The organism is Micromonospora sp. ATLC16, from assembly GCF_057196645.1.
On sequence record NZ_JBXUOW010000076.1, the window covers coordinates 1 to 21,796 of the forward strand.

A 21,796-nucleotide genomic window follows, 5' to 3' on the forward strand; every position below is an offset into this window, starting at 1 on the left:
CGGCGAGGGCGGCCCCCCCCCGAGTCCCGCCCCGCCCGCGGCCGGGGGGGGGCCGCCCGGGGGGGGCGCCGCCCCGACGACGTCGCGGGATGGTCGGTCAGCGACCGCGCACCGGGGCCGCGGTGGGCGACTGGTTGGCCGGCTCGGACTCGGCGGGACCGTTCTGCCACGGTGGCGGCGCGTCGGCGAGCATCGCCTGGCGTAGCCAGGTCAGCGCCCGCGACAGCAACCGGGACACGTGCATCTGGGAGATGCCGAAGCGGGCCGCGATCTCGGCCTGGGTCTGATTGCCGTAGAACCGCATGGCCAGGATCCGCCGCTCCCGCCAGGGCAGCCGGTGCAGCAGACCGCTGACGGTCACCCGGTCGTCGACCGACTCCAGCGCGATGTCCGACTCGCCGACCAGGTCGCCGAACTCCGCCGAACTCTCCCCGCCGACCGGCGCGTTGAGCGACGCCGGGCTGTAGCCGGCCGCCGACTCCAACGCGGCGAGGATCTCCTCCTCCGGCGTCTCCAGCCGTTTCGACAGTTCGGCCACCGTCGGCGCCCGGGACAACTCACTGGTCAACGCCGCCGTCGCCTGTCCGACCTCAAGGATCAGGTCGCGAAGCCGGCGGGGCACGTGCACACCCCAGGTGCGATCCCGGAAATGCCGCTTGATCTCGCCCACGATGGTGATCGCCGCGTACGCGGTGAAGGAACCCCGTTCCGGGTCGTACCGGTCGACGGCGTTGACCAACCCCAGGCGGGCCACCTGTTCCAGATCCTCCAACGGTTCCCCACGCCCCCGGTAGCGGCGGGCCAACCGGCCCGCGAACGGCAACGCGAACCGGACCAGGTCGTCGCGGGCCTCCTGGCGACGCTCCGGCGGTAGCCCTTCGATCCGCGCCGCGTACGCCAGCGCCGCGGCGTCGAGATCCTCCAGCCCTCGATCGGTGGGTGGTGGTGTGGTTGTGGTGGTCTGTCCGAACATCCGCGCCTCCCTCGGGAAGGACCCCGCCCGGATTCGCCGACACCGGGCACGCGCGTAGGCACGCACGGGCCTGTGACTGGGTTACGTGACTGGGATGCCAGCGGGCGACGGCGCCGCGCCACGCAAGGTGATCAGCCTGTCGCAGCCGGCGGTGTTCCCGCTCCGTAGGTACTCAATCACGGGATCACGGGTTCGCGAGGATGTTTCGTCAGGCCGGTCTCAACAGATCAGCAGGCCGTGGTGGCTTCCGCCGTCGCGCAGCGCGGCCAGGGCGTCGCCGGTCGCCAGCGGCTCCGGATTCGGCAGGTCGTAGGGCTGGGCACGGAGCACCTCGGTGGCCCTGCGGGTGGGCACCGAGGTGACCGGGTAGCCGCGCGCCGAGGTGCGGTCCAGGGCCCGCCGCCGCCGGCCGAAACCCGCGACCGCCAGCCACTGCGGCAGCCCGGCCAGCGCCGGTGAGCGTACGCCGGGTGGCTCCGGCAGCACGTCGACCGAGGTGAACGACTCGCTGCCGGCCAGCCACCACTCCACCTGCTCGACGCTGCGCCGGGTGGCGTTCTCGCACCAGTACGGCACCAGCCCGGCCCGGAGCACCTGCCAGGGGTCGAGCAGCCGACCGCACTCGACCACCAGGCGGTCACCGGTCTTGCCGGCGGCCCGCAGCCAGCGCCGGTACAGGTCGGCGGTGGCCGCGCTGAGCGCCTCCGGCGTGGGCACCAGGATCTGGTGCAGCGGATGTCCGTGCCGGGAGGTCCAGTCCCGTACGCCCCGGTCGAGACCGGACTCCACGCCGTGTTCGGCGGCGGCCGGCGGGGCGGAGATCTCCGGCGGTTGCCAGTGCGCGCTGTCGCCGCCGGCCGAGCGCAGCACCTGCCGCAGCGTGTGGCTGTCGGGATGGAAGTCCACCGGGTTCAGGCCGCTGGCCGGGCAGCCGAGTTGGAAGCTGTGCCCGTCGGCGGCGTCGACCACCGGCCAGGTCCGGGTGTCCCGCAGCACCAGCACCGGCGCGCCGGGCGCCAGCCGGTCGGTCAGGAAGCCGCGGTACGCCGCCGGTAGCGCCCGCCAGCGGCCGGTCAGCACCACCGTCGCCCCGGCCAACGCGCCTCGGCTGGCCGGGCAGTGCACCTGCCGGACATGCAGGTCGGGGTTGCCGGCGAGCAGCCGCCCGGCGAGCGCCGCGCCGTGGTCCAGGGCGGCGCGGGGCCGGTCCACCGCGCCCTGCGGCCAGTGCGCGACCATCTCGAACCCGGCGGGCAGCCAGGGCATGCCCAGCGCCACGGCCAGATGCGCGACGCCACCGTGCGGGGAGCCCAGCAGCACCCCTGGATACCGGCGCCGCGGGTACTGGTCGACGAACCACCGGGCGACCCGCTCCGCGTCGACCTCGGCGGCCTGCCCGGCGGTGAGGGCGGTCCGGCCGGCGGAGCGGATCGCCGCCGCCCGCCGCACCGGCTCGGGCGTACCGGCGAACCGGGACATCGGTCCGGCGTGCCCGAGGTCGGCGCAGTCGCTGCCACGCAGGGCGCGGGCGGTGGCCGCGAGCAGGATCCGGGCGGTGCTGCCGGTCGCTACGACGCGGTCACCGGCCATGCCGGCACCGGCCGCCGTCAGTCCCGGGCGCACCTTGCGCACCGGCCCCACCTTGCCTCGATCGCTCACCACGCGGCCCGGCTTCCCGCCAGGTTGCGGGTTAAACAGGGCATGTCCCCACCGGACGGCATCAATCAGGGGATCTTGTCCGTTCCCGCCGAGACCGGCCACCCCGCCATCGCCGATGCACCACTGCCGGCCGGCCACATCGGGGATGTTGCTGTCTCACCGTCGCTTGAGGCAGCAACGTCGCCGATGTCGTCGCATCCCCACCGGTTCCAGGAGGCGAGGGTCAGCGCGTGCGTCACCACCTCCAGCACGTACGGCCGGTCGGCGTTCAGCGCCTCGTCCCAGGCCGTGTCGACCAGCTCCGGCCGGTCGACGCGCACCCCGTGCAGGCCGAGCAACCGGGCCCAGCCGGCGTACGGGACGTCGCCCGTCATCGGCCGGCCCCCGGGCCGGGGATGGCCGGACCGGTTGTTGAACACCAGCACCACCAGTCGCGGATCGGGCCACACCGACCGCCAGCGGGAGATGGTCACCAGTTCGGCCAGTCCCTGCGAGCACATCCCCTCGTCGGTGACCAGGGCGATCACCGGCCGCTCCGGGGCGGCCAGCTTCGCGGCGACGGCGTACGGCAGCGCGCCGCCGGGCTGTCCGGCCGGACCCACCACGACGTGCGCCGTCGTCTTCAGGTGTGCGGCCGGCAGGGTGCCGTCGACGATCACCGCGGCGTCCGGTGGCAGCCGGGCGGACAGTTCGTCGAGAATCCAGCGGCCATCGGCTGCGGGGCGCGGCGAGGCGGCCCGTACCCCGCCGACCGGTGACGGGGAAGGCAGCACCAGGCCGACCGGGCAGCCACCGTGCGACGCGACGCGCAGCGCCTCGTCCACCAGCTCCGGCACTCGCGCCGGATCGGCGGCGTACCGGACGCCGCGGCACACCTCGGCGAGTAGTCGCGTCGTGATACCCACCTCGTCGTCCGCGACCGGGCCGGGCTCGGCGACGACGGCGAGCACCGGCAGGCCGGCGCCCCGGGCGGCGGCGAGTCCCGCGAGCAGGCCCGCGACGGCCACTCCGCCGGCTGCCAGGCAGACGCCCGGCCCGCCGGTGAACCGGGCGTGCCCGGCCGCCATGACCGCGGCGCACTCCGTGTTCCGCACGGGTACCAACTCCGGATCGCCACCGGCGGCGTCGAGCGCCTCGACCAGTGCCCCGACCGCCTCCTCCGAATGGCCGAAGACCCGCGGAATCCGCCAGGCCAGCAGCCGGTCGACAACCGCGTCAGCGACGCTCGGGTCAGGCACCGCCCCGTCCCGGGGTGACCGGGTCGACGTAGCGCAGCACCGCGCCCACCCCGTCCACCAGGTCGGGCGCCTCGTCGGCACCGAGCACGGTCAGCTCGGCGTCGGTGCCCACCAGGGCACGCACCAGCGCCGCGTCGGCCCGCACCCGCTCCGGTTCGGCGACCGCGGCCAGGTGATCCGGCTCGGTGGCGATGTCGGTGGCCGCCGGGCCGATCCAGAGCTGGCCGTCGGCCGACGGATCGTCGACGATCAGCATCGTGTCGACCTGGTTGCGCTGCAACGCGGCCACCACCGCGTCCAGTCCGGCGCCGACGTCCTCCTGCCTGCCGAAGCGGTCCAGCGCCGCGTTCACCCGCTGGTCGGCCACCTCAGCGATGGTCTGCACGGTCAGGTCGTCCAGCAGGGTGTGGTCGGCACCGCCGGCCCGGGAACCGGCGTCGGTGCGTACCACCAGGTCCTGCCAGCGATCCGGCATCTGGGCGGCGATCATGCCGGTGGCGCGGACGTCGCCGGCCACCACCACCACCTCGGCACCCACCCGCTCGGCCAGCTCGACGGTCGCGGCGGTGACGTCACCGGCGTTGTGATGCCATGCCTCCATCGCGGCCCGCTGGTAGCGCGACTGGGACCAGCCGCCGGGCTTGACCCGGCGTATCTGGTAGCTCTCCCGGCCGACGACGTGTGCCCGCCGCGGCACTCCGCCGGCGCTGACCGACATCGCGTCGGCGCCGGTGCGGTCGGCCAGTACCCGCACCCACGCCACCTGTTCACCGCGCTGCGCCAGCAGCGGCATCACGTGCGGCAGCGGGGCGTACGCGGCCAGATCCCGTCGTGGCGGAGCGGACAGGTACTCGGAGAGCACCACCTGTCCATGGGCACCGAACACGGCCAAGCCGTAGTCGCCGGGCATCGGGTCGTGTCCCCTGACCACCCGCTCGACGGCGGCGATCGTCGGCTCGTCCGCCCCCTGCTCGGCCAGTTGCCGTTGCAGGCCACGCCACCGCAGATCGAGTGCCGCGTGCGCGTCCTCGGTGTCCAGGGAGGCGTCCAGGTAGACCGAGCACCACGGACCCGGACGCTGGTACAGCGGGCGCAGGAAGGACAGCTGCATGCTCGACCCCTTTCCAGCTCGGCCCATCGCTTACCCGCGTCAGCGTGGTTGTCACCTGCCGGCAACCGCGTGACCGGTTTTCATTCACGTCGTTCAACCTCAAGGATCGATACGATCCGTATGCGTAGGCGAACTCTGGGTGGTGGAATGGACGCGACATCGTACTCCCGGCGCAGCCTGCACCCCACCGGGCGGATCCTCACCGCGCAGATCGTGCGCCTGATGGACGGCTACCCCCGGGAGGTGCGGGTGGGGCAGCCGGTGCTGGTGGTGGTGCTGGCCGCGGCCAGCGTGGCGGGTCTGTTGGCCAAGCTGGTGCGAGCCCTGCTCTCGGCTGGTTCGGGGGCGGGCCGGCGCAGCTTCAAGGAGCTGAAGAAGGGCCCCGAGTACCTGGTCACCCCGGTGCGCCTGCGGGACGCCGACGGCCGGCTCTACGAGGTGGAGTTGCACGGGCATCTGCCGCAGAGCGCCCTGCATCCGGCCGACCACGTCCAACTGACCCTGCGGGACCAGGGTGATTCCGACCTGGCACCGAAGGTCGAACGGATCGTCAACCTCACCACGGGGCAGTTGCTCCGGCCGCGTACGGCCACCATGTGGTCGCACCTGGGGCCTCCGCTGTTGCTCCAGGCGATGCTGGGCGTGCTGGTCCTCGCCACGGTGGCCGCCTGCACGGCGGTGACCTGAGTCGACCGTCCCGACTTTTACAGGTGGCATGGACGTGCGACGTTTGGGGTACCAGTGGTGACAGGGTGGTGACCTATGGGCGAGGAAGTCGGCGTGCAGACCTTCAGCCGCCAGGATCGGGCTCGCTACCGGGACAAGGTGCGCCGCTGTCTCGACGTCTTCGCCGAGATGCTGCGCGAGTCCCGGTTCGACGTCGAGCGGCCGATGACCGGGTTGGAGATCGAGCTCAACCTGGTCGACGCCGACTCGATGCCGGCGATGCGCAACGCCGACGTGTTGCAGGCAGTGGCCGACCCGAGCTTCCAGACCGAGCTCGGCCAGTTCAACGTCGAGATCAACGTCGCACCACGGCGGCTGGCCGGCACCGGCACCGCCGAGTTCGAGGAGCATGTACGCGCCGCCCTGAACTCGGCCGACCAGCGAGCCCGCACCGTCGGCGCGCAGCTGGTGATGATCGGCATTCTGCCGACCGTGCTGCCGGAGCACCTGACCGCCGCCACCCTGTCGGCAAACCCCCGTTACGCGCTGCTCAACGAGCAGATCTTCGCGGCTCGGGGAGAGGATCTGCGGATCGCCATCAACGGGGTGGAACGGCTGGCGGTCACCGCCGACACGATCACACCGGAGGCGGCGTGCACCAGCACCCAGTTCCACCTCCAGGTCGGCCCGGCCCAGTTCGCCGACTACTGGAACGCCGCCCAGGCCATCGCCGGCATCCAGGTGGCGCTCGGCGCGAACTCACCGCTGTTCTTCGGCCGCGAACTGTGGCGTGAGACCCGCATACCACTGTTCCAGCAGGCCACCGACACCCGCCCTGAGGAGATCAAGACCCAGGGCGTACGCCCCCGGGTCTGGTTCGGCGAGCGCTGGATCACCTCCGTGTTCGACCTGTTCGAGGAGAACGTGCGTTTCTTCCCGGCGCTGCTGCCGGTCTGCGACCCGGAGGACCCGTCGGAGACGCTCGCCGCCGGAGGCGTACCGACCCTGGCCGAGCTGCGGCTGCACAACGGCACCATCTACCGGTGGAACCGGCCGGTCTACGACGTGCTGCGGGGCCGGCCGCACCTACGGGTGGAGAACCGGGTCCTGCCGGCCGGGCCGACCGTGCTGGACACCATCGCCAACGGGGCGTTCTACTTCGGACTGGTCCGCGCGCTCGCCGAGGCCGACCGGCCGCTGTGGTCCCAGATGTCGTTCAGCGCCGCCGAGGAGAACTTCAACACCTGCGCCCGGCACGGCATCGACGCCTACGTCTTCTGGCCCGGGCTGGGCTACCTGCCGGTCGCCGAGCTGGTGCTGCGCCGGCTGCTGCCCCTGGCCCACCACGGCCTGGACCGGTGGGGTGTCGACCCGGACGAGCGGGACCGGCTGCTCGACATCATCGAGCAACGGTGCCTGACCGGCCGCAACGGCGCCACCTGGCAGGTGGCGACGCTGCACCGGCTGGAGTCCACCGACCAGTTGGACCGCCCGGACGCGCTGCGCCAGGTGGTCCGGCGCTACGTGGAGCTGATGCACAGCAACCGGCCGGTCCACGAGTGGCCGACCCCGTGACCGCCTCCCGACACAACGCTTCGTGCTGTCAGCGGTGGTCGGCTCGCTGGCGAAGGTGATCGTCTACCGCAGGGGCGTGCCGCAGTGGTGAAACCGACCCGCGTCACCAACAACGACTCGCGTCCGGGCTGCGCCGACCCCGGGTGCCGGTCCTCGGTCGGGACGTGGCCGGCGTGGTGGCCGAGGTCGGTGCCCGGGTGACCCGCTTCCGGCCCGGAGACGAGGTGTACGGCACCTGCCTGCGCGGATCGTACGCTCGGCGGCATCGGCATCGGCTTCGGAGCTGGCGCGGTCCCACCCGGTCGGCACCGGGTGGGACCGCGCCGGGCTCAGGAGGATCGTGCCGACCCATCCGGCGGCGCATCCTCACGGCGACCCCGAGCAGCGCCACGACCGCCAGGGGCGTGAGCCCAACGGAGAGAGCCACTCAGTCGACGCCGAACTCCATCGCGGCGCGGTCGAGCGCCTCGTCCTCGGCCGACGGGACGCCACGGGAGGCGATCGCCTCCGCGCCGCCCTCCGGCATCGCGCCGATCAGACCGGTCGAGGCTGCCTGGGCCGCACCCACCACCCGCTGCGGAGCGCCGCCGACCATCCCCAGGTGCGCGTACTGCTCCAGCTTGGCCCGCGAGTCGGCGATGTCGAGGTTACGCATGGTGAGCTGACCGATGCGGTCGGCCGGACCGAAGGCCGAGTCCGTCGTACGCTCCATCGACAGCTTGTCCGGGTGGTAGCTGAAGGCCGGGCCGGTGGTGTCCAGGATGGAGTAGTCCTCGCCCCGACGCAGCCGCAGCTTCACCTCACCGGTCACGGCCGTGCCGACCCAGCGTTGCAGCGACTCACGCAGCATCAGCGCCTGCGGGTCCAGCCACCGGCCCTCGTACATCAGCCGGCCCAGCCGGCGGCCCTCGTTGTGGTAGTTGGCCAGGGTGTCCTCGTTGTGGATGGCGTTGACCAGCCGCTCGTACGCGGCGTGCAGCAGCGCCATGCCGGGGGCCTCGTAGATGCCCCGGCTCTTGGCCTCGATGATCCGGTTCTCGATCTGGTCGGACATGCCCAGTCCGTGCCGGCCGCCGATGGCGTTGGCCTCCAGCACCAGGTCGACCGCGCTGCCGAACTCCTTGCCGTTGATGGTCACCGGCCGTCCCTGGTCGAAGCCGATCGCCACGTCCTCGGTGGGGATCTCCACCGTCGGGTCCCAGAACCGGACACCCATGATCGGGTTGACCGTCTCGATGCCGGTGTCGAGGTGTTCGAGGGTCTTCGCCTCGTGGGTGGCGCCCCAGATGTTCGCGTCGGTCGAGTACGCCTTCTCGGTGCTGTCCCGGTACGGCAGGTCCCGGGACAGCAGCCACTCCGACATCTCCTTGCGGCCACCGAGGTCGCTGACGAAGTCGGTGTCGAGCCACGGCTTGTAGATGCGCAGCTGCGGGTTGGCCAGCAGGCCGTAGCGGTAGAACCGCTCGATGTCGTTGCCCTTGAAGGTCGAGCCGTCGCCCCAGATCTGCACGTCGTCGGAGATCATCGCCCGCACCAGCAGCGTGCCGGTGACCGCGCGGCCCAGCGGCGTGGTGTTGAAGTACGCCCGCCCGCCCGAGCGGATGTGGAAGGCGCCGCAGGTCAGCGCGGCCAGGCCCTCCTCCACCAGGGCCGCACGGCAGTCGATGAGCCGGGCGACCTCCGCGCCGTAATTGAGCGCGCGGTCCGGCACCGAGGCGATGTCGGGTTCGTCGTACTGGCCGATGTCGGCGGTGTAGGCGCACGGAATGGCGCCCTTGTCGCGCATCCACGCGACCGCGACCGAGGTGTCGAGGCCGCCGGAGAAGGCGATGCCGACACGTTCACCACTGGGCAGGGAGGTCAGGACCTTGGACACAAGGAAAAGTATGCATCACGGCGCATGGTCATGCAAGCCGGACGGTGGCGGCTCTGTTCCCCGGCGACGGGTGAATATCGGTGGCCAAGGCACACCATCGAGCAGCAGGCTGCCGTCATGGACGGTGACCCGCTGCTGACCGCGGCTCGGCGGTCGTGGACCGAGCTGGCCGGTACGCCGATCAGCTTCCCCACCCACGGTGTCGCGGTGGCGGTGGCGGCGAGGTCGTCGATGTCGCCGCCGGGATGGGTCGGAGTCGTCGCGTTGGGGGATGCCGGGATCTGCACCGTGCCGAACAATGATCTGGTAGGCGAGGTGACGCAGGCCTGCCAGCGGCTTGGGATCGGCGCGTTGACCGATCCCGAGCGACTGGCCGCCGTGCTGCCGGTTGCGCAGGCGCTCGGCCCGGCCACCCTCGCCTACTGCGACCCGCACGGCTTCCGACCGCATCCGCGGCAGGCGGCGGAACGACTACCCGCCGGTCACCCGGATCTGGTGGAATTCCTGGCATCGGTCCCGATCGCCGACGCACAGGAGTGCGGGCTCGCGGCGATCACCTCGGTGGCGTACGTCCACCGAGTCGGCACGGGCGTTGTCGCGGCGGCCGGCTACCGGCACTGGCCCGGTCGGGTCGCCCACCTGAGCGCGCTGACCGCGCCGAGCCGACGCGGATCTGGCCTCGCCCGCATCGTCGCCGCAGCCGCGACGGCGCACAGCCTGACCGAAGGGCTCCTGCCCCAGTGGCGGGCTCGACCACACGCCTCCCGCCGGGTGGCACGGTCGCTGGGCTTCCGCGAGCTTGGCGCTCAACTCAGCGTACGGCTGCGCGGCAGCGACGACGGGTCACCGGACCTGGGACCGCACCCCGCCTCTGCCTAGGCGTACGCGGGCTCCGGCGGGGTTGCGGCCGAGTGTTCCCTACGGGTCGCTCAGTCGGGTTGGCTGGTGACCGCCGCGTCAGCGGGCGACCCGCGCCGAGTTTCGCCGGCTGCGGGCTGATCCGCTCGGTCGAGGGCTTCGGGTTCCGGCCCGTCCGGCGACTCGGTGGCGGTGTCGGTGCCCGACTCGAACTCGTGTCCCTGCGCGCACAGCCGGTCGTACACCCGATGCCGGGCCAGGGCCATGACGTGGGCCTCCACCTGCGCCTCGGCGCGCAGCTCCGCGACGATCTCGCGCACCGCCGCCGCGACCACGCTCACGTCGGTGTTCGGGAACCGCTCGGCGATCACCTCGATCTCCCGCCTGATGGCCCGCTCGGGGTCGTCCAGCGCCCCGATTTCCGGCTCGTCCGCAGCGGTGTCCGGCGCCGTCCGCGATTCCTCCGGCGCGTTCGGATCGTCCGTCATCCCTTCCTCCTGACCACGTCCTGGCACTCACGACCCAACCATCTCCGCGTACCGCCGTCGGCAAACCGGCACATCGGTCTCCGGGCGATCCGTTCGGCAATAGTTAAGCGCCGGGATAACTCCACTCTCCGCCTCGGGACTTTCCGCCCCCTGACGTCCGAGCACCACCGCCGTAGCGTCGACGCCAGGGACGCCATCCGGCATGAGCGGCAACGAACCAGGTCAGGCGACCAGGCCGAGCGCTCCCCTCTCCACCGCGGCCCCCGGGCCGCTGAAATTTGCCGCGCCAAGCGGCCGGACCCGTGCCACCATGGCCCGATGCCACAACCGGTCCTGCGTACCGATCGTCTGCTGCTGGTTCCACTCGCCGACCGGCACCTCGACCTGGAGGTCGAGCTGGACTCCGACCCCGAAGTGCTGCGCTACCTCTACGGCCGGGCCCGCACCAGGGACGAGGTGGTCGGGTCGCACGCGAACCGGATGGCGCTGGCCGACAAGGTGGACGGCCTGGGCTACTGGATGGCGTTCGGCACCGACGGTGGGGCGCGCGGTTCGACGCCGCCGCCGGCCGAGAACGACGGCGAGTTCGTCGGACTGATGATGCTGCCGCCGGCACACGGCCCCGATCAGCCGGACGACCCGACGGTCAGCGATCTCGGCTACCGCCTGCCGCGCCGGCACTGGGGCAAGGGTCTGGCCAGCGAGGCCAGCCGGGAACTGCTGCGACACGCCTTCGGCACGGTCGGCCAAAGCCGGGTCATCGCGCAGACCATGGCCGTCAACATCGGTTCCTGTCGGGTGATGGAGGCCATCGGTCTGCGCCACATCCGCACCTGTTTCCCGTCCTGGGACGACCCGCTGCCCGGAACGGAGCAGGGCGAGGTCGAGTACGCGATCACCCACGAAGAGTGGCGGTCCGCCCGACCCGGGTGAGCTGCCGACCGGGGACCTTGCGGCGAGGAAGCAGGCGTGACCCGCCCGGACGGGCTGGGGGTAGAGTTGCCGGCTGCTGGCGCTCGGCGCCCGCCGCACGGTGGCAGACCGCTTCACGGAGAGGACCCACTATGGAGGGCATCGACCCCGAGGTGCCGCCCAGCGGCCCGGGCTGCGCCGACTGTATGACGGCCGACCCGCCGGGCTGGTGGTTCCACCTCCGGCGGTGCGGCACGTGCGGTCACGTCGGATGTTGTGACTCCTCGCCCGGTCAGCACGCCAGCGCCCACCACGCCGCGACCGGGCACCGCTTCGTCCGCAGTTTTGAACCGGGCGAGGAGTGGTTCTGGGACTACGACGAGCAGGTGCTGTACGAACAGGGCCCGTCGCTTGCGGCACCGCTGCACCGTCCCGTCGAGCAGGGCGCACCGGCTCCGGTCGACCGGGTGCCGGCCGACTGGAAACGGCAGTTGCACCGCTAGGGCGCGGCCGGGAGTCGGCCTCACCTACGTTTGACGATCTTTCGGGGGCCTTGCTGTCCCGGTCCACCGGGAGAGGCGGATGTTCGGCTCCGGGGGAAGTTCCCGGGCCCTCCCGACCGCAGCAGGGCCGCCGCCGAGAAGGGGTTCCGCCAGCGGCTGGACGGCTGGGACTGACTCCGCCGCTCCTGCGCGGCCCGGGCGTCCTCCATGACCTTCTGCACCAACCCGGTCGACTTGAGGACGTCGTCGAGTTCGGGGATGTCGGCGAGCATCTGAATGAGCCGATCCGCCCGCTCCACGGCAGACGGCCGGGCCTCGAAACCCTTCCTCGCCTCGCCGCCACGCGCCGGCCCGCCGCTGGGCGCCGCCGGCTCCCACTTCCGCACCCGCTCGCCGAGCGCCTGGATGAGGTCGCGGCGGCGGTAGTCCCCCGATTCGTTTCCTGCCCGATTCGCTCGGTACCACTCCGACTCCAGCGCCTCAAGAATCAGGATCTTGATATCACGCAGCGCAACGTCAGGCGGGGCAGGAGTCATATGCGCGGGCGGGGGCGGCCCCGTAGAACTCGTTGACATGGCACTCCAAGGTCGGGGGAGGTACCCACCTGACGTAAGCGAACTCCCCTCGGTTCATTCCCAACCGCCCCGCCGTCGCCAGTACCGGCCCGCATCCCGCCGATCATGCAGTCCTGGCGCCCATAATGTCAGCAGTGCCCCGCTCTGTCAGGTGCCACCCGTGCATGATCGCCGGGCGCGGTGGGGGCACATTGGGCGGCGTCGCGTAGCGCGGCGACGGCCATCCGGGCCGCCGGGGTGTGCTCGACGGCGTCGTGCACCACCACGTGGATGGACCGGGTCGGGGTCGGGCGGAGCAGCCGGACGCAGGTCACGCCGTCGGGCAGGTGGGACGCGCCGAGCGCGGGCAGCACCGTCAGGCCGATGCCGGCGGCGACGAAGGCCAGTGCCGTCCGGTAGTCGTGCGCCTCGACCCGGAAGGCCGGACGGAACCCGGCGGCCGTGCAGGCTTCCAGGAGGTTGGCGCGGCACCAGCCCCGGGCGAAGTCGTTGTCGACCCAGCTCTCGTCGGCGAGGTCGACCAGGTCCGTCTCCGGCCGGTCGGCGAGGCGGTGCCCGGCCGGCACCACGGCGACGTACGGGTCGTCGAGGAGGTGGTGGGCGGTGAAGCCCGAACCAGGGTCGAAGCCGGTTCCCGCCACGACCACCTGCACGTCGGCGCGCTCCTCCCGGCTGTCCGGGATGTGTTCGCGTAGTTGCAGGTCGAGCCGCACGCCGGGAAGTTCGGTGAGGATGGACCGCACCACGTGTGGCATCCACGCCGCGCCGACCGACGCGAAATAGGCGATGGACAGGGTGCCGGTCCGGCCGGAGCGCAGGTCCGCGATGAGCGATTCGGCCGCACCGACCCGGGCGAGCACCCGATCGGCTTCGGCGGCGAGGGCGTGCCCGGCGGCGGTGGGCCGCAGCCCTCGTCCGGCTCGGGCGAGCAGGGTGAGGCCGGTCTCGCGTTGCAGTGCGGTGAGGTGCTGACTGACGGCGGAGGGGGTGTAGCCGAGGTTGGTGGCGGCGGCCTGGACGGACCCGGACGCCACGACGGAACGGAAGACCCGGAGGCGGTGAACGTCGAGCACCGCCTAACGATAAAGCGCGGCTAAAGTGTTGTGAAGGTAAAGTCACTGGTGCTGAATATCCGGGCGGCCGAGAATCTCCTCATGAGCAGCCCGCCGATGACCGAACCCGCCGCCCCGACCGGGGCCGTCACCGAGCAGACCCGCACCGGGTACGCCCGTCGCGCGGAACGGCCCCGGTCCTGGCCGATCGTCGCCGCCGCCGGGACCACGGTGCTGCTGTGGGCCTCGGCGTTCGTGGCCATCCGCTTCGCCGGGCACGACTACTCCCCCGGCGCCATGGCGCTGGGCCGCATGGTGGCGGCGTCGGTCGCGCTGAGCGTGTTCGTCGCGGTCACCGCCCGCCTGCGGCGCGCCCGAGCACCGCACGGCACGACTCGGGACACCCTGCCCCGTGGTGGAACGCTGGGACTCGTCGCGCTCTGGGGCGTGGCCTGGTTCGGCGGGTACAACGTGGCGCTCAACGCCGCCGAGCGGCTGGTCGACGCCGGGACGGCGGCCCTGCTCGTGGCGGTCGCGCCCATCCTGGTCGCGGTGGCCGCGGTCCTCGTCCTGGGCGAACGGCTCACCAGCCGGCTCGGTGTCGGGGTGGCGGTCGCCTTCGTGGGCGTGGCCCTGATCGCGGCAAGTGGCTTCACCGGGCACGTCGACAAGGCCGGCGTCGCGCTGGCGGTGCTCTCCGCCCTGCTGTACGCCTTCGGCGTACTGCTGCAGAAGCGTCTGCTGGCACGGATGGCCGCGCCGACGATGACCTGGCTCGGCGCGCTGGCCGGGACGGCGGCCCTGTCGCCGTTCGCCCCCACCCTGCTGACCGAACTCGCCGCGGCACCGCTGGCGGCCACCACGGGCGTGCTGTTCCTGGGGGTGTTTCCGACCGCGATCGGCTTCCTCACCTGGGGTTACGTGCTGTCCCACTGGACGGCCGGGCGCACCAGCGCCGCCACCTACCTGGTCCCGCCGGTCACCGTCCTGCTGTCCTGGACGCTGCTGGGCGAGGTGCCGGCACCGCTGGCCCTGCTGGGCGGCGCGCTCTGCCTGACCGGCGTGGTCTTCGCAACGCGCCGCTGACGGGGTTGGACATCCGTGGCGACCAGCGGTCAGGCGGTGCCGTTAAGGGTGAAGCCGGTGGGTGGGGCGTCGTTGCCGCTGTGCGTGGCCTGGAAGCCGATGGTGAGGGAGGCTCCTGGCGGTATGGAAGGGTTGTAGCTGAGGTTCGTCGCGGTCACCTGACCGCTGGCTGGTGAGTACGTGGCACCCCAACCGGAGGTGATCGTCTGCCCGGGAGCCAGGGTGAATCGCAGCGACCAGCCGTTGACGGCGCCCGTGCCGGTGTTGGTGATGGTGATGTTGTCCACCAGGCCGTTGTTCCAGGCGTTGACCGCGTTGGTCACCCGACACGCCCCTGTAGGCGGTTCGGTCGTCGGGGTCGGGGTGGGCGTCGGGGTCGGGGTCGGGGTCGGGGTCGGGGTCGGGGTCGGGCTGATCGTCGGCGTGGGCGTCGGGCTGACCGTCGGCGTTGGTGAGGCAGATCCTTCGGTCAGGACGATCGTGGAGATGCTCCGGGCGGGGACATTCACCGTCGCCTGGCCTCCGGTGACGTTCACCGCCTCCGACTGGGCGCCCGAGGTCCGCGAGGTGACGGTGTACTCGGCCGCCGAGATGTTCTGCGGCACCTGGACGACCGCGTCGTTGACCGCGTTGTTCGACCGGTTGAGCAGCACCAGCACGACCTTGCCCCGGCCACGGTAGGCGGTGACCTCCAGCCCGGAAGCACGCGAACTCTTCGACACACCCACCCGGCGGTCACCGGGACGGACGTACTTGGCGTACTGGGCGAACGCCTGGCCGCGTTTGAGGACCGCGCCTTTGGTGGTGCCGTACTGTGCGTCGCCGTCGCCGATGAAGGAGTAGAAGCGGCGGCCGTACCACCAGATGTAGGCGCTCCAGTTCGCCTCCATCGACCTGTGCACGGTACGCATGATGTCGTCGAGGGTCTCGTTCCACACAGCCGTGTTGCCGGGGTCGCCCCAGATGTTCGAACCGTTCCCGTCGGCCGCGTGCAGATTCCACTCGGTCATCCACTGGTTCTTGCCGTGTTGCGCGGCCAGCGGGTAGGGCGACAGGTTCCCGCTGTTCTCGGCGTCGTACAGGTGGCCACCGACGTAACCGATGTTGTTGCGCGCGGTGGCGTCCTGCAACGTCGGGTCGGAGTACTGGCGCGCGAACCGCAGGGACTCGCCGACCATGAGGCTGGTGTCCCTGACCCTGGCACCGTGGTCGCGGACGAAGTTCCGCATCTCGGTACCGGTCCAGTCCATCGAGTCGTAGTCGGGGTGCCAGTCCGGCTCGTTCTGGACCGAGGTCACGTCGACGGTGACGCCCCGACCCTTCATGAACTGCACGTAGCTGTTCAGATGCTCGGCATAGTCGTCGTAGTAGTCGGTCCTCAGCTTGCCGCCGTTGACCCTGCTGTTGTTCGTCTTGAAGTGGGCGGGCGCGGTCCACGGTGAGGCGAGAATCTTGACATCGGACCCGTAGGACTTCGCCGTTTGCAGGCTGGCCGCGTACAGACCCCATTCGCTCGACACCGGGGACACCACGGTCCGGACGATCGACAGACCGAGCTGTCCCGGCCCGGTACCGACGAGGGTCTGGGTCTCGCTCGTCGTCCACGGGTCACCGGAGCCACCGAAGATCGGCGTCGCGGCCCCGAACCCGTCGATCGTCTGATAGCTCGACGAGGTGTTGACGGTGATGTCGGGTGTCGCGGCCAGCGAGGGTGGTGCGGTCAGGATTCCCGCCACGGTGACCAGCGAAGTCGCCGCCGCGAGGACGGCGACCGCGACGGCTCCCCGGCGGCGGGACGGTGGGATGTTGTCAGGATGGGCAAGCCTCATCGGGCTTCCTCTCTACCGCTGCTGCGATGCAGGTGGCGGCGTTTCGGCGCAGCTGGCAGGGGTCAGCCCGAACGGCTGGGCGGCAGCGGACCACCCGCCTGCCGTCGCACCCAGCTGCAAGTCGATCAAGAACATCCGATGCCCCGGCCGTTGCCCTCGGCTCAGGTCATCATCGCTGCCACTCCCACGCGACGCATCGACAGCCATCTTGCCAGTACGTCCCGACCCCCTGCAATCGTTTGCCGTCCGCCCTGCGCCGTTCCCGCCCCGCCTGCCTGCCCGCCCCACCCGACCACACGAGTCGATCAAGAGCTTTGCGTCCTGGCCGGGCCGCTCCGGTGACGCAATCCTCTTGGTCGACAGCGCTGGGCAGCCCACGCCGTTCAGAGCACGGACGTCCGCCGCTCGGCTGCCGGGGCAGCGAGGTGGAATGATGGGCCTGTCGATCGAGGGCGGTGCCGAGCCGGCCGCGAGGAGTGTCGCGTCGATGAACCTTGACCCTTTGTGGGCCGACCTGACAACGGAGTTGTCGGGCGTCCTCGCGTCGTACCGAGCCCGGGTGGCGGAGTTGGATGTGCGGGAGAAGGCCGACCACACCCTGCTCACCGAGGCCGACCTCGCGGTCGAAGACATGGTGATCAGCAAGATCCGGGCGGTGGACCCTGATGCTCGCGTGCTGGCCGAGGAGTCGGGCAGTGGCGCGTGGCGGCCCGGTCACGACGAGGAGCCCGAACGGATTTGGGTGATCGACCCGATCGACGGCACGGCCGAGTTCGTCAATCCGCGCAGCGTCGAGTTCTGTTCCGTGGTCTGCCTGTTGGAGCGACGGGAGCCGGTTGCCGCGCTCATCGTCGCGCCCGAGTTGGGAGACGGCGGGACTCCGATCATGGTGCTGGCCAGCCGGGCCGACCGGACGATCACCGTCAACGGCAGACCGGCGGCGTACAACCGCGAGCCGGTTCGTGTCGCATCCCTGACCCGCAGCGCCCGATCGGAAGCCCCGCCGCACGAGATCGGCATGACCGAGGCAGGTTACGCCCTGAAAACGCGGACCACGTCACAGACGCTGGACATGCTGCGTACCGCCCTGGACCTCACTGATCTCGCGGCGGGTGCGCCGCGCTTCGACCTCTTTTACCGCCCTCGCCAGAAGGTCTGGGACGGCCTCGCGGGCTTGTGCCTAGGTGAGATCGTCGGTCTAATGTCCACAGACGTGAATGGGAAACGGCATCTGCCGGTGCCCATGGAGACGCTCGCCCAACCTGAGCCGACTTTCGCCAGCACCGTGATGGGTCGCCCGGAGGCCGTCAAGTGGTTCGTGGAGCTAGCCCGGGACTCCCCCACCGGAACACCGAAGTAGGCACTCGACACGCTGGCCCGGCACTACCCACACTGCCACGGTCACGCCACGCGGTCCCGTGGCCGGTCAGCGGGTGAGGCCGACGAGGGCGGCCAGGCGGGCGACGCCGGCCGGTGCCGGGTGACGGTGGGCGAGACCGGCGATGACGGTACGCGCCATCGGCCGGCAGCGGATCTCGGCCGGCGCGATGGCGTCGGCGTCGACCAGGGCGCGGGCCGCACCCCGCAGGTCACCGATCTGAAGGTACGCCCTTGCCACGTCCACCAGGTACGCGCCCCGATGCTCGGCCGGCAACCGCCGCCACCCGTCCCGCCGCATGACCAACAGGTGGCCGTGCACCGCCGCTCCCGCGTCCCCCAGTTCGATCGCCGCCACCACCCGCGTCAACTCGACGGCCGCCGGCCCGAACCCGGTCCGCTGCGGGTCTTCACGAGCCCTGGCGGCGAGCCCGGTCGCCCGTCCAGTCAACTCGGCGGCACGCCGGGCTTCGCCACACCCGGCGGCAGCCAGCGCGCCCTCAAGCAGCAACGTTCCTTGCACGGCTGCATCCTGTGGCCCGAGGCGGCTCACGGCGGCATCCGTCGCTGCCAGCGCCAGCCGGTGCCGGCTCAGCGCCCGCAACGCCTGCCCCACCGACACCGCCGCTGTCGCGGACAGCAGCGCATCACCGCCCGCCGCACCCATCGCCCGATCCGCAGCTAGCCAGCCGAGATCGGCCTCGCCGAGCTTCACCAGCACCGATGCGGTGATCCGGTACGCCGACACCAGCAGGTCTCGCACCGGCGACGCATGCGCGGCGTCCAGCAACCCCGGCAATGTCCGTACCAACTGCGCGTAGTGCGCGTGCTGGAAACCCAACCAGGCATGCTCGACCTGCCGTCGCACCTCGACTGGCGACACCGGATTGCCGAGCGCCCGGTCGTAGCGGGCCAGCGCCGCCCGGATCCCGTCCACCCCGTCCGGCGTACCGGCATCCTGCTGCTGCGGCGGGCGACGCTGACCGAGCAGCACCATCGGATCGACCCGCAACACCTCGCCGATCTGCTGGATCGTCGGGTACCGGTCCAGTCGCCGGGCACCCCGTTCCACCTTGTCCACCCAGCTTTTCGACTTACCCAACCGGTCGGCGAGCATCTGCTGGGTCATCCCACGCCGGACCCGCCAGCGCGCCACCCGCCGACCGATCGGCAGCTCACCGCTGCTCACGCCGCCACCGCCGGTCCGGCACCGCCCGCGTGGTCTCCTCCACCGGTACGCGCTCCGCCTCAGCCTGCTCCAGCAGCCGCCGCCTGGCCGCCTCCCGCTCAGCTGCCTCAACCCGCTCACTCCGGCTCACCGCCGACTTTTCGCGTGCCCCAGACATGTCGTGTCCTTTCCAGCAGTGCGGACATGGCCGAACTCGAATCACGGCCCGGATATGGCACTCTCAGTAACCACAACGCTACGATCACGACGGCAGTCGCAGGACTCACCAGCAGTACGCTTGCGCAGGCCACGCTCCGCACGAGAGAGGCAGTCGGCGGGACAAACATCGACCACTGGTCAACGTGGGGGTATAGGTGTCGGTTCACGGTCGATCGTCCAGGCCGCACGGCTACGTGACCGGGTACTTGCTGAAGCTGATCCGCGAGTCCATCCCGTTGACGCAGGAACAAGTTGCCGCCGAGTTGGGGGTCGACCGCGCAACGGTGCAGAGCTGGGAATCCGGGCGACGGTCCTTCACGGCCGTGCCTTTCGGGCAGGCGCTCACAATCCGTCAGAAGCTTGGCAGGCTCGGAGCCAGTGTCCGATTGCTTGCCGCCGTCGACGACGCCGCCGAGGCAGACTTCATCGTCGCCAGCATCCTTGACCAGCAGATGGAGCGAGCCGAGCTGAGTCAACAAGCGCTTGGCTGGTCGGTGCTCACCCACCGGCTGAGTGATCTGATCGTCTGGGCGGTCACCGGCCGACGACCGAGCTTCGTGAGAGACCTCCCATCACCTCACCCGCGCCGAGGTCCGGTCGCCGACGGACCGATCCTCCCCGCCGATCAGCGTCACGCCTTCTTCCAGCAACTTCACGTGCTGGCCGAACGTGCTGCCGCTGGTCGGCACGACCTGCTACACCGGCAAGCCTGCTTCCTCGCCGGCACCGATCCCACGAAGGAGTCCGCCTCCTGGCTCGCGCAGCACAACTACCGGACGGCACGCCGGATGACCAGCCTCCACACCTGGTCACCGACGTGGGCTGACGCCCGATCAGTGGTCACCTCGCTGGCCAACCAAGGCAACCCAGAACCACTCCGCGACTTCATCGCACGCGCTCACCCGGACGATGCCTGCCAGCACGCGGCGCTGAACTACTCGGCCTACTGGGTCGGCGAACTTCCCTACCGCCAGCGAAACGACTCCTTCATGCCCGCCGCTCGCACCGACTGGCGCGGGTCACGCCTCCTCCGCCACCTGGTGACGCGCCTCAGAGCCGGACACCCGTTCGTGGACCTCAACATTCACAACACGTGGGCTCTGCTCGCCGCCCGGCGAGGACTCTCCCACGACGACCCTGCCACCAGCCGAGCGTTGGTCGACCGCAGCACCGCCCTACTCGATCACCACGGCATCTCTGCACAGTCCAGGCAGGAACTAACGTCTATCGTCTACAGCCTGCGAGCGGACGGAATCACGGGCACAAGGACGGGCACATGAGCGACGACCACGAGGCCGCCGGGGCGATGAGCTTCATTTTCGAAGCAGGTGTGCTCAAACGCGCCGCCCGCACCGGCTGGTGGTTCGCCGGGGTCAAGCACCCTGAGTCGATCGCCGAGCACTCGTTCCGCACTGCGATCATCGGCATGATCCTCGCCTCGATGGAGGGCGCCGATCCGGCTCGGGTCTCCATGCTCTGCACCCTGCACGACACCCAGGAAACCCGGATCACCGACATCCCGCACATCGCCAAGCGTTACCTCACCGCCTTGCCCAACACCACCGTCACCGCCGACCAGGTCGCCGCCTGCCCACCCGCAGTCGCCGACGTCATCAACGCTGCCGTCGCCGAGTACGAAGCAGGCGAAACCCTCGAATCCATCGTCGCCCGCGACGCCGACAAACTCGAATGCCTCGTCCAAGCCATCGAGTACCGGCATCAGGGCATCGACAACGTTCAGCGCTGGATCGACAGCTCCCGCGCTGCCCTCAAGTCCGCCTCCGCACGCCGCCTCGCCGACGCCGCCCTCACCGGACAGCCCCTCGCCTGGCTTCAATCCCGCCCGTAAGCCCTTGAGAGGTTCGCAACTCACCCATCCCGTGCATAGGTCGTCGCCGGAATGCGGCAGAGCGTCCTAATCACTCTCGCCAGCTATTAGCGGTACTCAGCCGCGACTATCGCTCAAACAGCACCTTCTATTGCTTTTTCCACGCGGTGCAAGTACGTGAAGTCTGCCAGATTTCTTGAGTCGTTACCGGCGCGCCGGATTCGACCCGTCGCCATATTCACCACGAGCGAGGAGAGGACTCCCATAGGAACAGCGAGTGCCGGCTCGGTGATCGCCCCAATGCTGGCAGCCCCGATGGCGACCGTCACTGCAAGCGGCCGAGCAACAAGGTTCAACTTCCGACCTTGGGCGGCAGCACGCACATCAGTCAACGCTTCGCTGAGTTCTTTTTCGACCAGACTGAAGGCGTCCTGCGGATGGCGGTCAGCCTGCTTCAGCCGGTGAAGCATCTCATCGATCGCGAACATCAATCGCTGACGCTCGTCATCATATTCTTCGCGAAAACGAACAAGATCGTTGATCTGAATGTCACCGCTCGGAACCGGCAGCAGCGACCCTATATCGATGTGCCAACAGGCGGTCACGTCATAGTCCGACAGCGGCTCCGTACCGAGGCGGTGAGCAGCCTCATGGTCCGTGTATGGGCGCAACCCTCTCGGCCCCATACAGCCCAGGGCCCCGGAGTAGTCCGGGAATGTCCGCTTGATCATGGGATGCCGTGGAGGTTGAGGGCGGCTGTGGGCGTGGTGTGAGCGCGGCGGGCGCTGGCGGTGTTGATCCAG

21 protein-coding genes and 1 pseudogene are annotated in these 21,796 nt (G+C 70.6%); 10 read left to right on the forward strand and 12 right to left on the reverse strand.

All coding sequences use genetic code 11. The annotated features are described in order from the left end of the window. Positions 1-97: 97 nt before the first annotated feature. The 4 genes from AC2CHE_RS23145 to AC2CHE_RS23160 form a co-directional block, all read right to left on the reverse strand. A complete protein-coding gene (locus AC2CHE_RS23145; protein ID WP_484506961.1) occupies positions 98-973 on the reverse strand; it encodes a SigB/SigF/SigG family RNA polymerase sigma factor in 876 nt (291 codons plus the stop codon). A 219-nt stretch (positions 974-1,192) separates the two neighbouring features. Continuing rightward, entirely contained in the window at positions 1,193-2,563 is a 1,371-nt protein-coding gene (locus AC2CHE_RS23150; protein WP_484506981.1) for a hypothetical protein, read from the reverse strand. Positions 2,564-2,697: 134 nt separating this feature from the next. Continuing rightward, positions 2,698-3,870 (reverse strand): thiamine pyrophosphate-binding protein, encoded by a 1,173-nt coding sequence (locus AC2CHE_RS23155; RefSeq protein ID WP_484506962.1) that lies wholly within the window; start codon positions 3,868-3,870, stop codon positions 2,698-2,700. Then, positions 3,863-4,981, reverse strand: a complete 1,119-nt coding sequence (locus AC2CHE_RS23160) for a baeRF2 domain-containing protein (protein WP_484506963.1) — start codon at positions 4,979-4,981, stop codon at positions 3,863-3,865. Before AC2CHE_RS23160 ends, AC2CHE_RS23155 begins: the two co-directional genes overlap by 8 nt. A gap of 147 nt (positions 4,982-5,128) precedes the next feature. On the opposite strand from AC2CHE_RS23160, the gene AC2CHE_RS23165 reads away from it, so the two are divergent. The 3 genes and pseudogenes from AC2CHE_RS23165 to AC2CHE_RS23175 all read left to right on the forward strand — a co-directional run. Beyond that, the gene (locus AC2CHE_RS23165) at positions 5,129-5,668 is read left to right on the forward strand and encodes a hypothetical protein (RefSeq protein WP_484506964.1); all 540 of its coding nucleotides are present in this window, start codon (positions 5,129-5,131) and stop codon (positions 5,666-5,668) included. 75 nt (positions 5,669-5,743) lie between these two features. Continuing rightward, positions 5,744-7,222: a glutamate-cysteine ligase family protein gene (locus tag AC2CHE_RS23170; protein ID WP_484506965.1), complete on the forward strand. Its 1,479-nt coding sequence runs from the start codon at positions 5,744-5,746 to the stop codon at positions 7,220-7,222. A gap of 143 nt (positions 7,223-7,365) precedes the next feature. Then, positions 7,366-7,491: pseudogene (locus AC2CHE_RS23175) on the forward strand (alcohol dehydrogenase catalytic domain-containing protein); the annotation flags it as partial. Positions 7,492-7,649: 158 nt separating this feature from the next. On the opposite strand, the gene argG reads toward AC2CHE_RS23175, so the two are convergent. After that, entirely contained in the window at positions 7,650-9,098 is a 1,449-nt protein-coding gene (gene argG, locus AC2CHE_RS23180) for an argininosuccinate synthase (RefSeq protein ID WP_484506966.1), read from the reverse strand. 117 nt (positions 9,099-9,215) lie between these two features. On the opposite strand from argG, the gene AC2CHE_RS23185 reads away from it, so the two are divergent. Then, positions 9,216-9,977 carry a GNAT family N-acetyltransferase gene (locus AC2CHE_RS23185; RefSeq protein ID WP_484506967.1) on the forward strand — a complete coding sequence of 254 codons (762 nt, stop codon included), beginning with the start codon at positions 9,216-9,218 and terminating at the stop codon, positions 9,975-9,977. Between the two features lie 50 nt (positions 9,978-10,027). On the opposite strand, the gene AC2CHE_RS23190 is transcribed toward AC2CHE_RS23185, so the two are convergent. Next, complete coding sequence (locus AC2CHE_RS23190; protein ID WP_484506968.1) at positions 10,028-10,444, reverse strand: hypothetical protein; 417 nt, start codon at positions 10,442-10,444, stop codon at positions 10,028-10,030. Positions 10,445-10,762: 318 nt separating this feature from the next. Here AC2CHE_RS23190 and AC2CHE_RS23195 point away from each other — a divergent pair, with 318 nt between their 5' ends. Together AC2CHE_RS23195 and AC2CHE_RS23200 are read left to right on the forward strand one after the other, a co-directional pair. Further along, a complete protein-coding gene (locus AC2CHE_RS23195) occupies positions 10,763-11,377 on the forward strand; it encodes a GNAT family N-acetyltransferase (RefSeq protein ID WP_484506969.1) in 615 nt (204 codons plus the stop codon). Between the two features lie 131 nt (positions 11,378-11,508). Further along, complete coding sequence (locus AC2CHE_RS23200) at positions 11,509-11,859, forward strand: UBP-type zinc finger domain-containing protein (RefSeq protein ID WP_484506970.1); 351 nt, start codon at positions 11,509-11,511, stop codon at positions 11,857-11,859. 20 nt (positions 11,860-11,879) lie between these two features. On the opposite strand, the gene AC2CHE_RS23205 is transcribed toward AC2CHE_RS23200, so the two are convergent. Together AC2CHE_RS23205 and AC2CHE_RS23210 are read right to left on the reverse strand one after the other, a co-directional pair. Then, entirely contained in the window at positions 11,880-12,395 is a 516-nt protein-coding gene (locus AC2CHE_RS23205) for a hypothetical protein (RefSeq protein WP_484506971.1), read from the reverse strand. A gap of 167 nt (positions 12,396-12,562) precedes the next feature. Then, a complete protein-coding gene (locus AC2CHE_RS23210) occupies positions 12,563-13,507 on the reverse strand; it encodes a LysR family transcriptional regulator (RefSeq protein ID WP_484506972.1) in 945 nt (314 codons plus the stop codon). A gap of 81 nt (positions 13,508-13,588) precedes the next feature. Between AC2CHE_RS23210 and AC2CHE_RS23215 the strand changes: the two genes are divergently transcribed. Then, on the forward strand, positions 13,589-14,572 hold the full coding sequence (locus AC2CHE_RS23215; protein ID WP_484506973.1) for a DMT family transporter: 984 nt from the start codon (positions 13,589-13,591) through the stop codon (positions 14,570-14,572). 29 nt (positions 14,573-14,601) lie between these two features. Here the strand turns inward: AC2CHE_RS23215 and AC2CHE_RS23220 are convergent, their stop codons facing one another. Next, positions 14,602-16,401 carry a cellulose binding domain-containing protein gene (locus AC2CHE_RS23220; protein WP_484506974.1) on the reverse strand — a complete coding sequence of 600 codons (1,800 nt, stop codon included), beginning with the start codon at positions 16,399-16,401 and terminating at the stop codon, positions 14,602-14,604. A gap of 487 nt (positions 16,402-16,888) precedes the next feature. Here AC2CHE_RS23220 and AC2CHE_RS23225 point away from each other — a divergent pair, with 487 nt between their 5' ends. Then, entirely contained in the window at positions 16,889-17,761 is an 873-nt protein-coding gene (locus AC2CHE_RS23225; RefSeq protein WP_484506975.1) for an inositol monophosphatase family protein, read from the forward strand. Between the two features lie 66 nt (positions 17,762-17,827). On the opposite strand, the gene AC2CHE_RS23230 is transcribed toward AC2CHE_RS23225, so the two are convergent. Both AC2CHE_RS23230 and AC2CHE_RS23235 read right to left on the reverse strand, forming a co-directional pair. After that, positions 17,828-18,967 (reverse strand): helix-turn-helix domain-containing protein, encoded by a 1,140-nt coding sequence (locus AC2CHE_RS23230; protein ID WP_484506976.1) that lies wholly within the window; start codon positions 18,965-18,967, stop codon positions 17,828-17,830. Then, entirely contained in the window at positions 18,954-19,124 is a 171-nt protein-coding gene (locus AC2CHE_RS23235) for a hypothetical protein (protein WP_484506977.1), read from the reverse strand. The genes AC2CHE_RS23230 and AC2CHE_RS23235 overlap by 14 nt, the downstream gene beginning before the upstream one ends. Positions 19,125-19,320: 196 nt before the next feature. Here AC2CHE_RS23235 and AC2CHE_RS23240 point away from each other — a divergent pair, with 196 nt between their 5' ends. Beyond that, the gene (locus tag AC2CHE_RS23240) at positions 19,321-20,445 is read left to right on the forward strand and encodes a helix-turn-helix domain-containing protein (protein WP_484506978.1); all 1,125 of its coding nucleotides are present in this window, start codon (positions 19,321-19,323) and stop codon (positions 20,443-20,445) included. Further along, positions 20,442-21,014, forward strand: coding sequence for an HD domain-containing protein (locus AC2CHE_RS23245; protein ID WP_484506979.1), 573 nt, complete (start codon positions 20,442-20,444; stop codon positions 21,012-21,014). The genes AC2CHE_RS23240 and AC2CHE_RS23245 overlap by 4 nt, the downstream gene beginning before the upstream one ends. A gap of 113 nt (positions 21,015-21,127) precedes the next feature. Here AC2CHE_RS23245 and AC2CHE_RS23250 read toward each other — a convergent pair. Continuing rightward, positions 21,128-21,796, reverse strand: a 669-nt coding sequence (locus AC2CHE_RS23250; protein ID WP_484506980.1) for a DUF6236 family protein, incomplete at its 5' end; no start/stop codon positions are given.

Coding starts and splice junctions, on each gene's coding strand:
- AC2CHE_RS23205 (WP_484506971.1), bottom strand. CDS start 12,395: ATGACTCCTGCCCCGCCTGACGTTGCGCTGCGTGATATCAAGATCCTG.
- AC2CHE_RS23190 (WP_484506968.1), bottom strand. CDS start 10,444: ATGACGGACGATCCGAACGCGCCGGAGGAATCGCGGACGGCGCCGGAC.
- AC2CHE_RS23150 (WP_484506981.1), bottom strand. CDS start 2,563: ATGGCCGGTGACCGCGTCGTAGCGACCGGCAGCACCGCCCGGATCCTG.
- AC2CHE_RS23220 (WP_484506974.1), bottom strand. CDS start 16,401: ATGAGGCTTGCCCATCCTGACAACATCCCACCGTCCCGCCGCCGGGGA.
- AC2CHE_RS23145 (WP_484506961.1), bottom strand. CDS start 973: ATGTTCGGACAGACCACCACAACCACACCACCACCCACCGATCGAGGG.
- AC2CHE_RS23195 (WP_484506969.1), top strand. CDS start 10,763: ATGCCACAACCGGTCCTGCGTACCGATCGTCTGCTGCTGGTTCCACTC.
- AC2CHE_RS23215 (WP_484506973.1), top strand. CDS start 13,589: ATGAGCAGCCCGCCGATGACCGAACCCGCCGCCCCGACCGGGGCCGTC.
- AC2CHE_RS23170 (WP_484506965.1), top strand. CDS start 5,744: ATGGGCGAGGAAGTCGGCGTGCAGACCTTCAGCCGCCAGGATCGGGCT.
- AC2CHE_RS23225 (WP_484506975.1), top strand. CDS start 16,889: ATGAACCTTGACCCTTTGTGGGCCGACCTGACAACGGAGTTGTCGGGC.
- AC2CHE_RS23245 (WP_484506979.1), top strand. CDS start 20,442: ATGAGCGACGACCACGAGGCCGCCGGGGCGATGAGCTTCATTTTCGAA.
- AC2CHE_RS23200 (WP_484506970.1), top strand. CDS start 11,509: ATGGAGGGCATCGACCCCGAGGTGCCGCCCAGCGGCCCGGGCTGCGCC.
- AC2CHE_RS23235 (WP_484506977.1), bottom strand. CDS start 19,124: ATGTCTGGGGCACGCGAAAAGTCGGCGGTGAGCCGGAGTGAGCGGGTT.
- AC2CHE_RS23165 (WP_484506964.1), top strand. CDS start 5,129: ATGGACGCGACATCGTACTCCCGGCGCAGCCTGCACCCCACCGGGCGG.
- AC2CHE_RS23160 (WP_484506963.1), bottom strand. CDS start 4,981: ATGCAGCTGTCCTTCCTGCGCCCGCTGTACCAGCGTCCGGGTCCGTGG.
- AC2CHE_RS23185 (WP_484506967.1), top strand. CDS start 9,216: ATGGACGGTGACCCGCTGCTGACCGCGGCTCGGCGGTCGTGGACCGAG.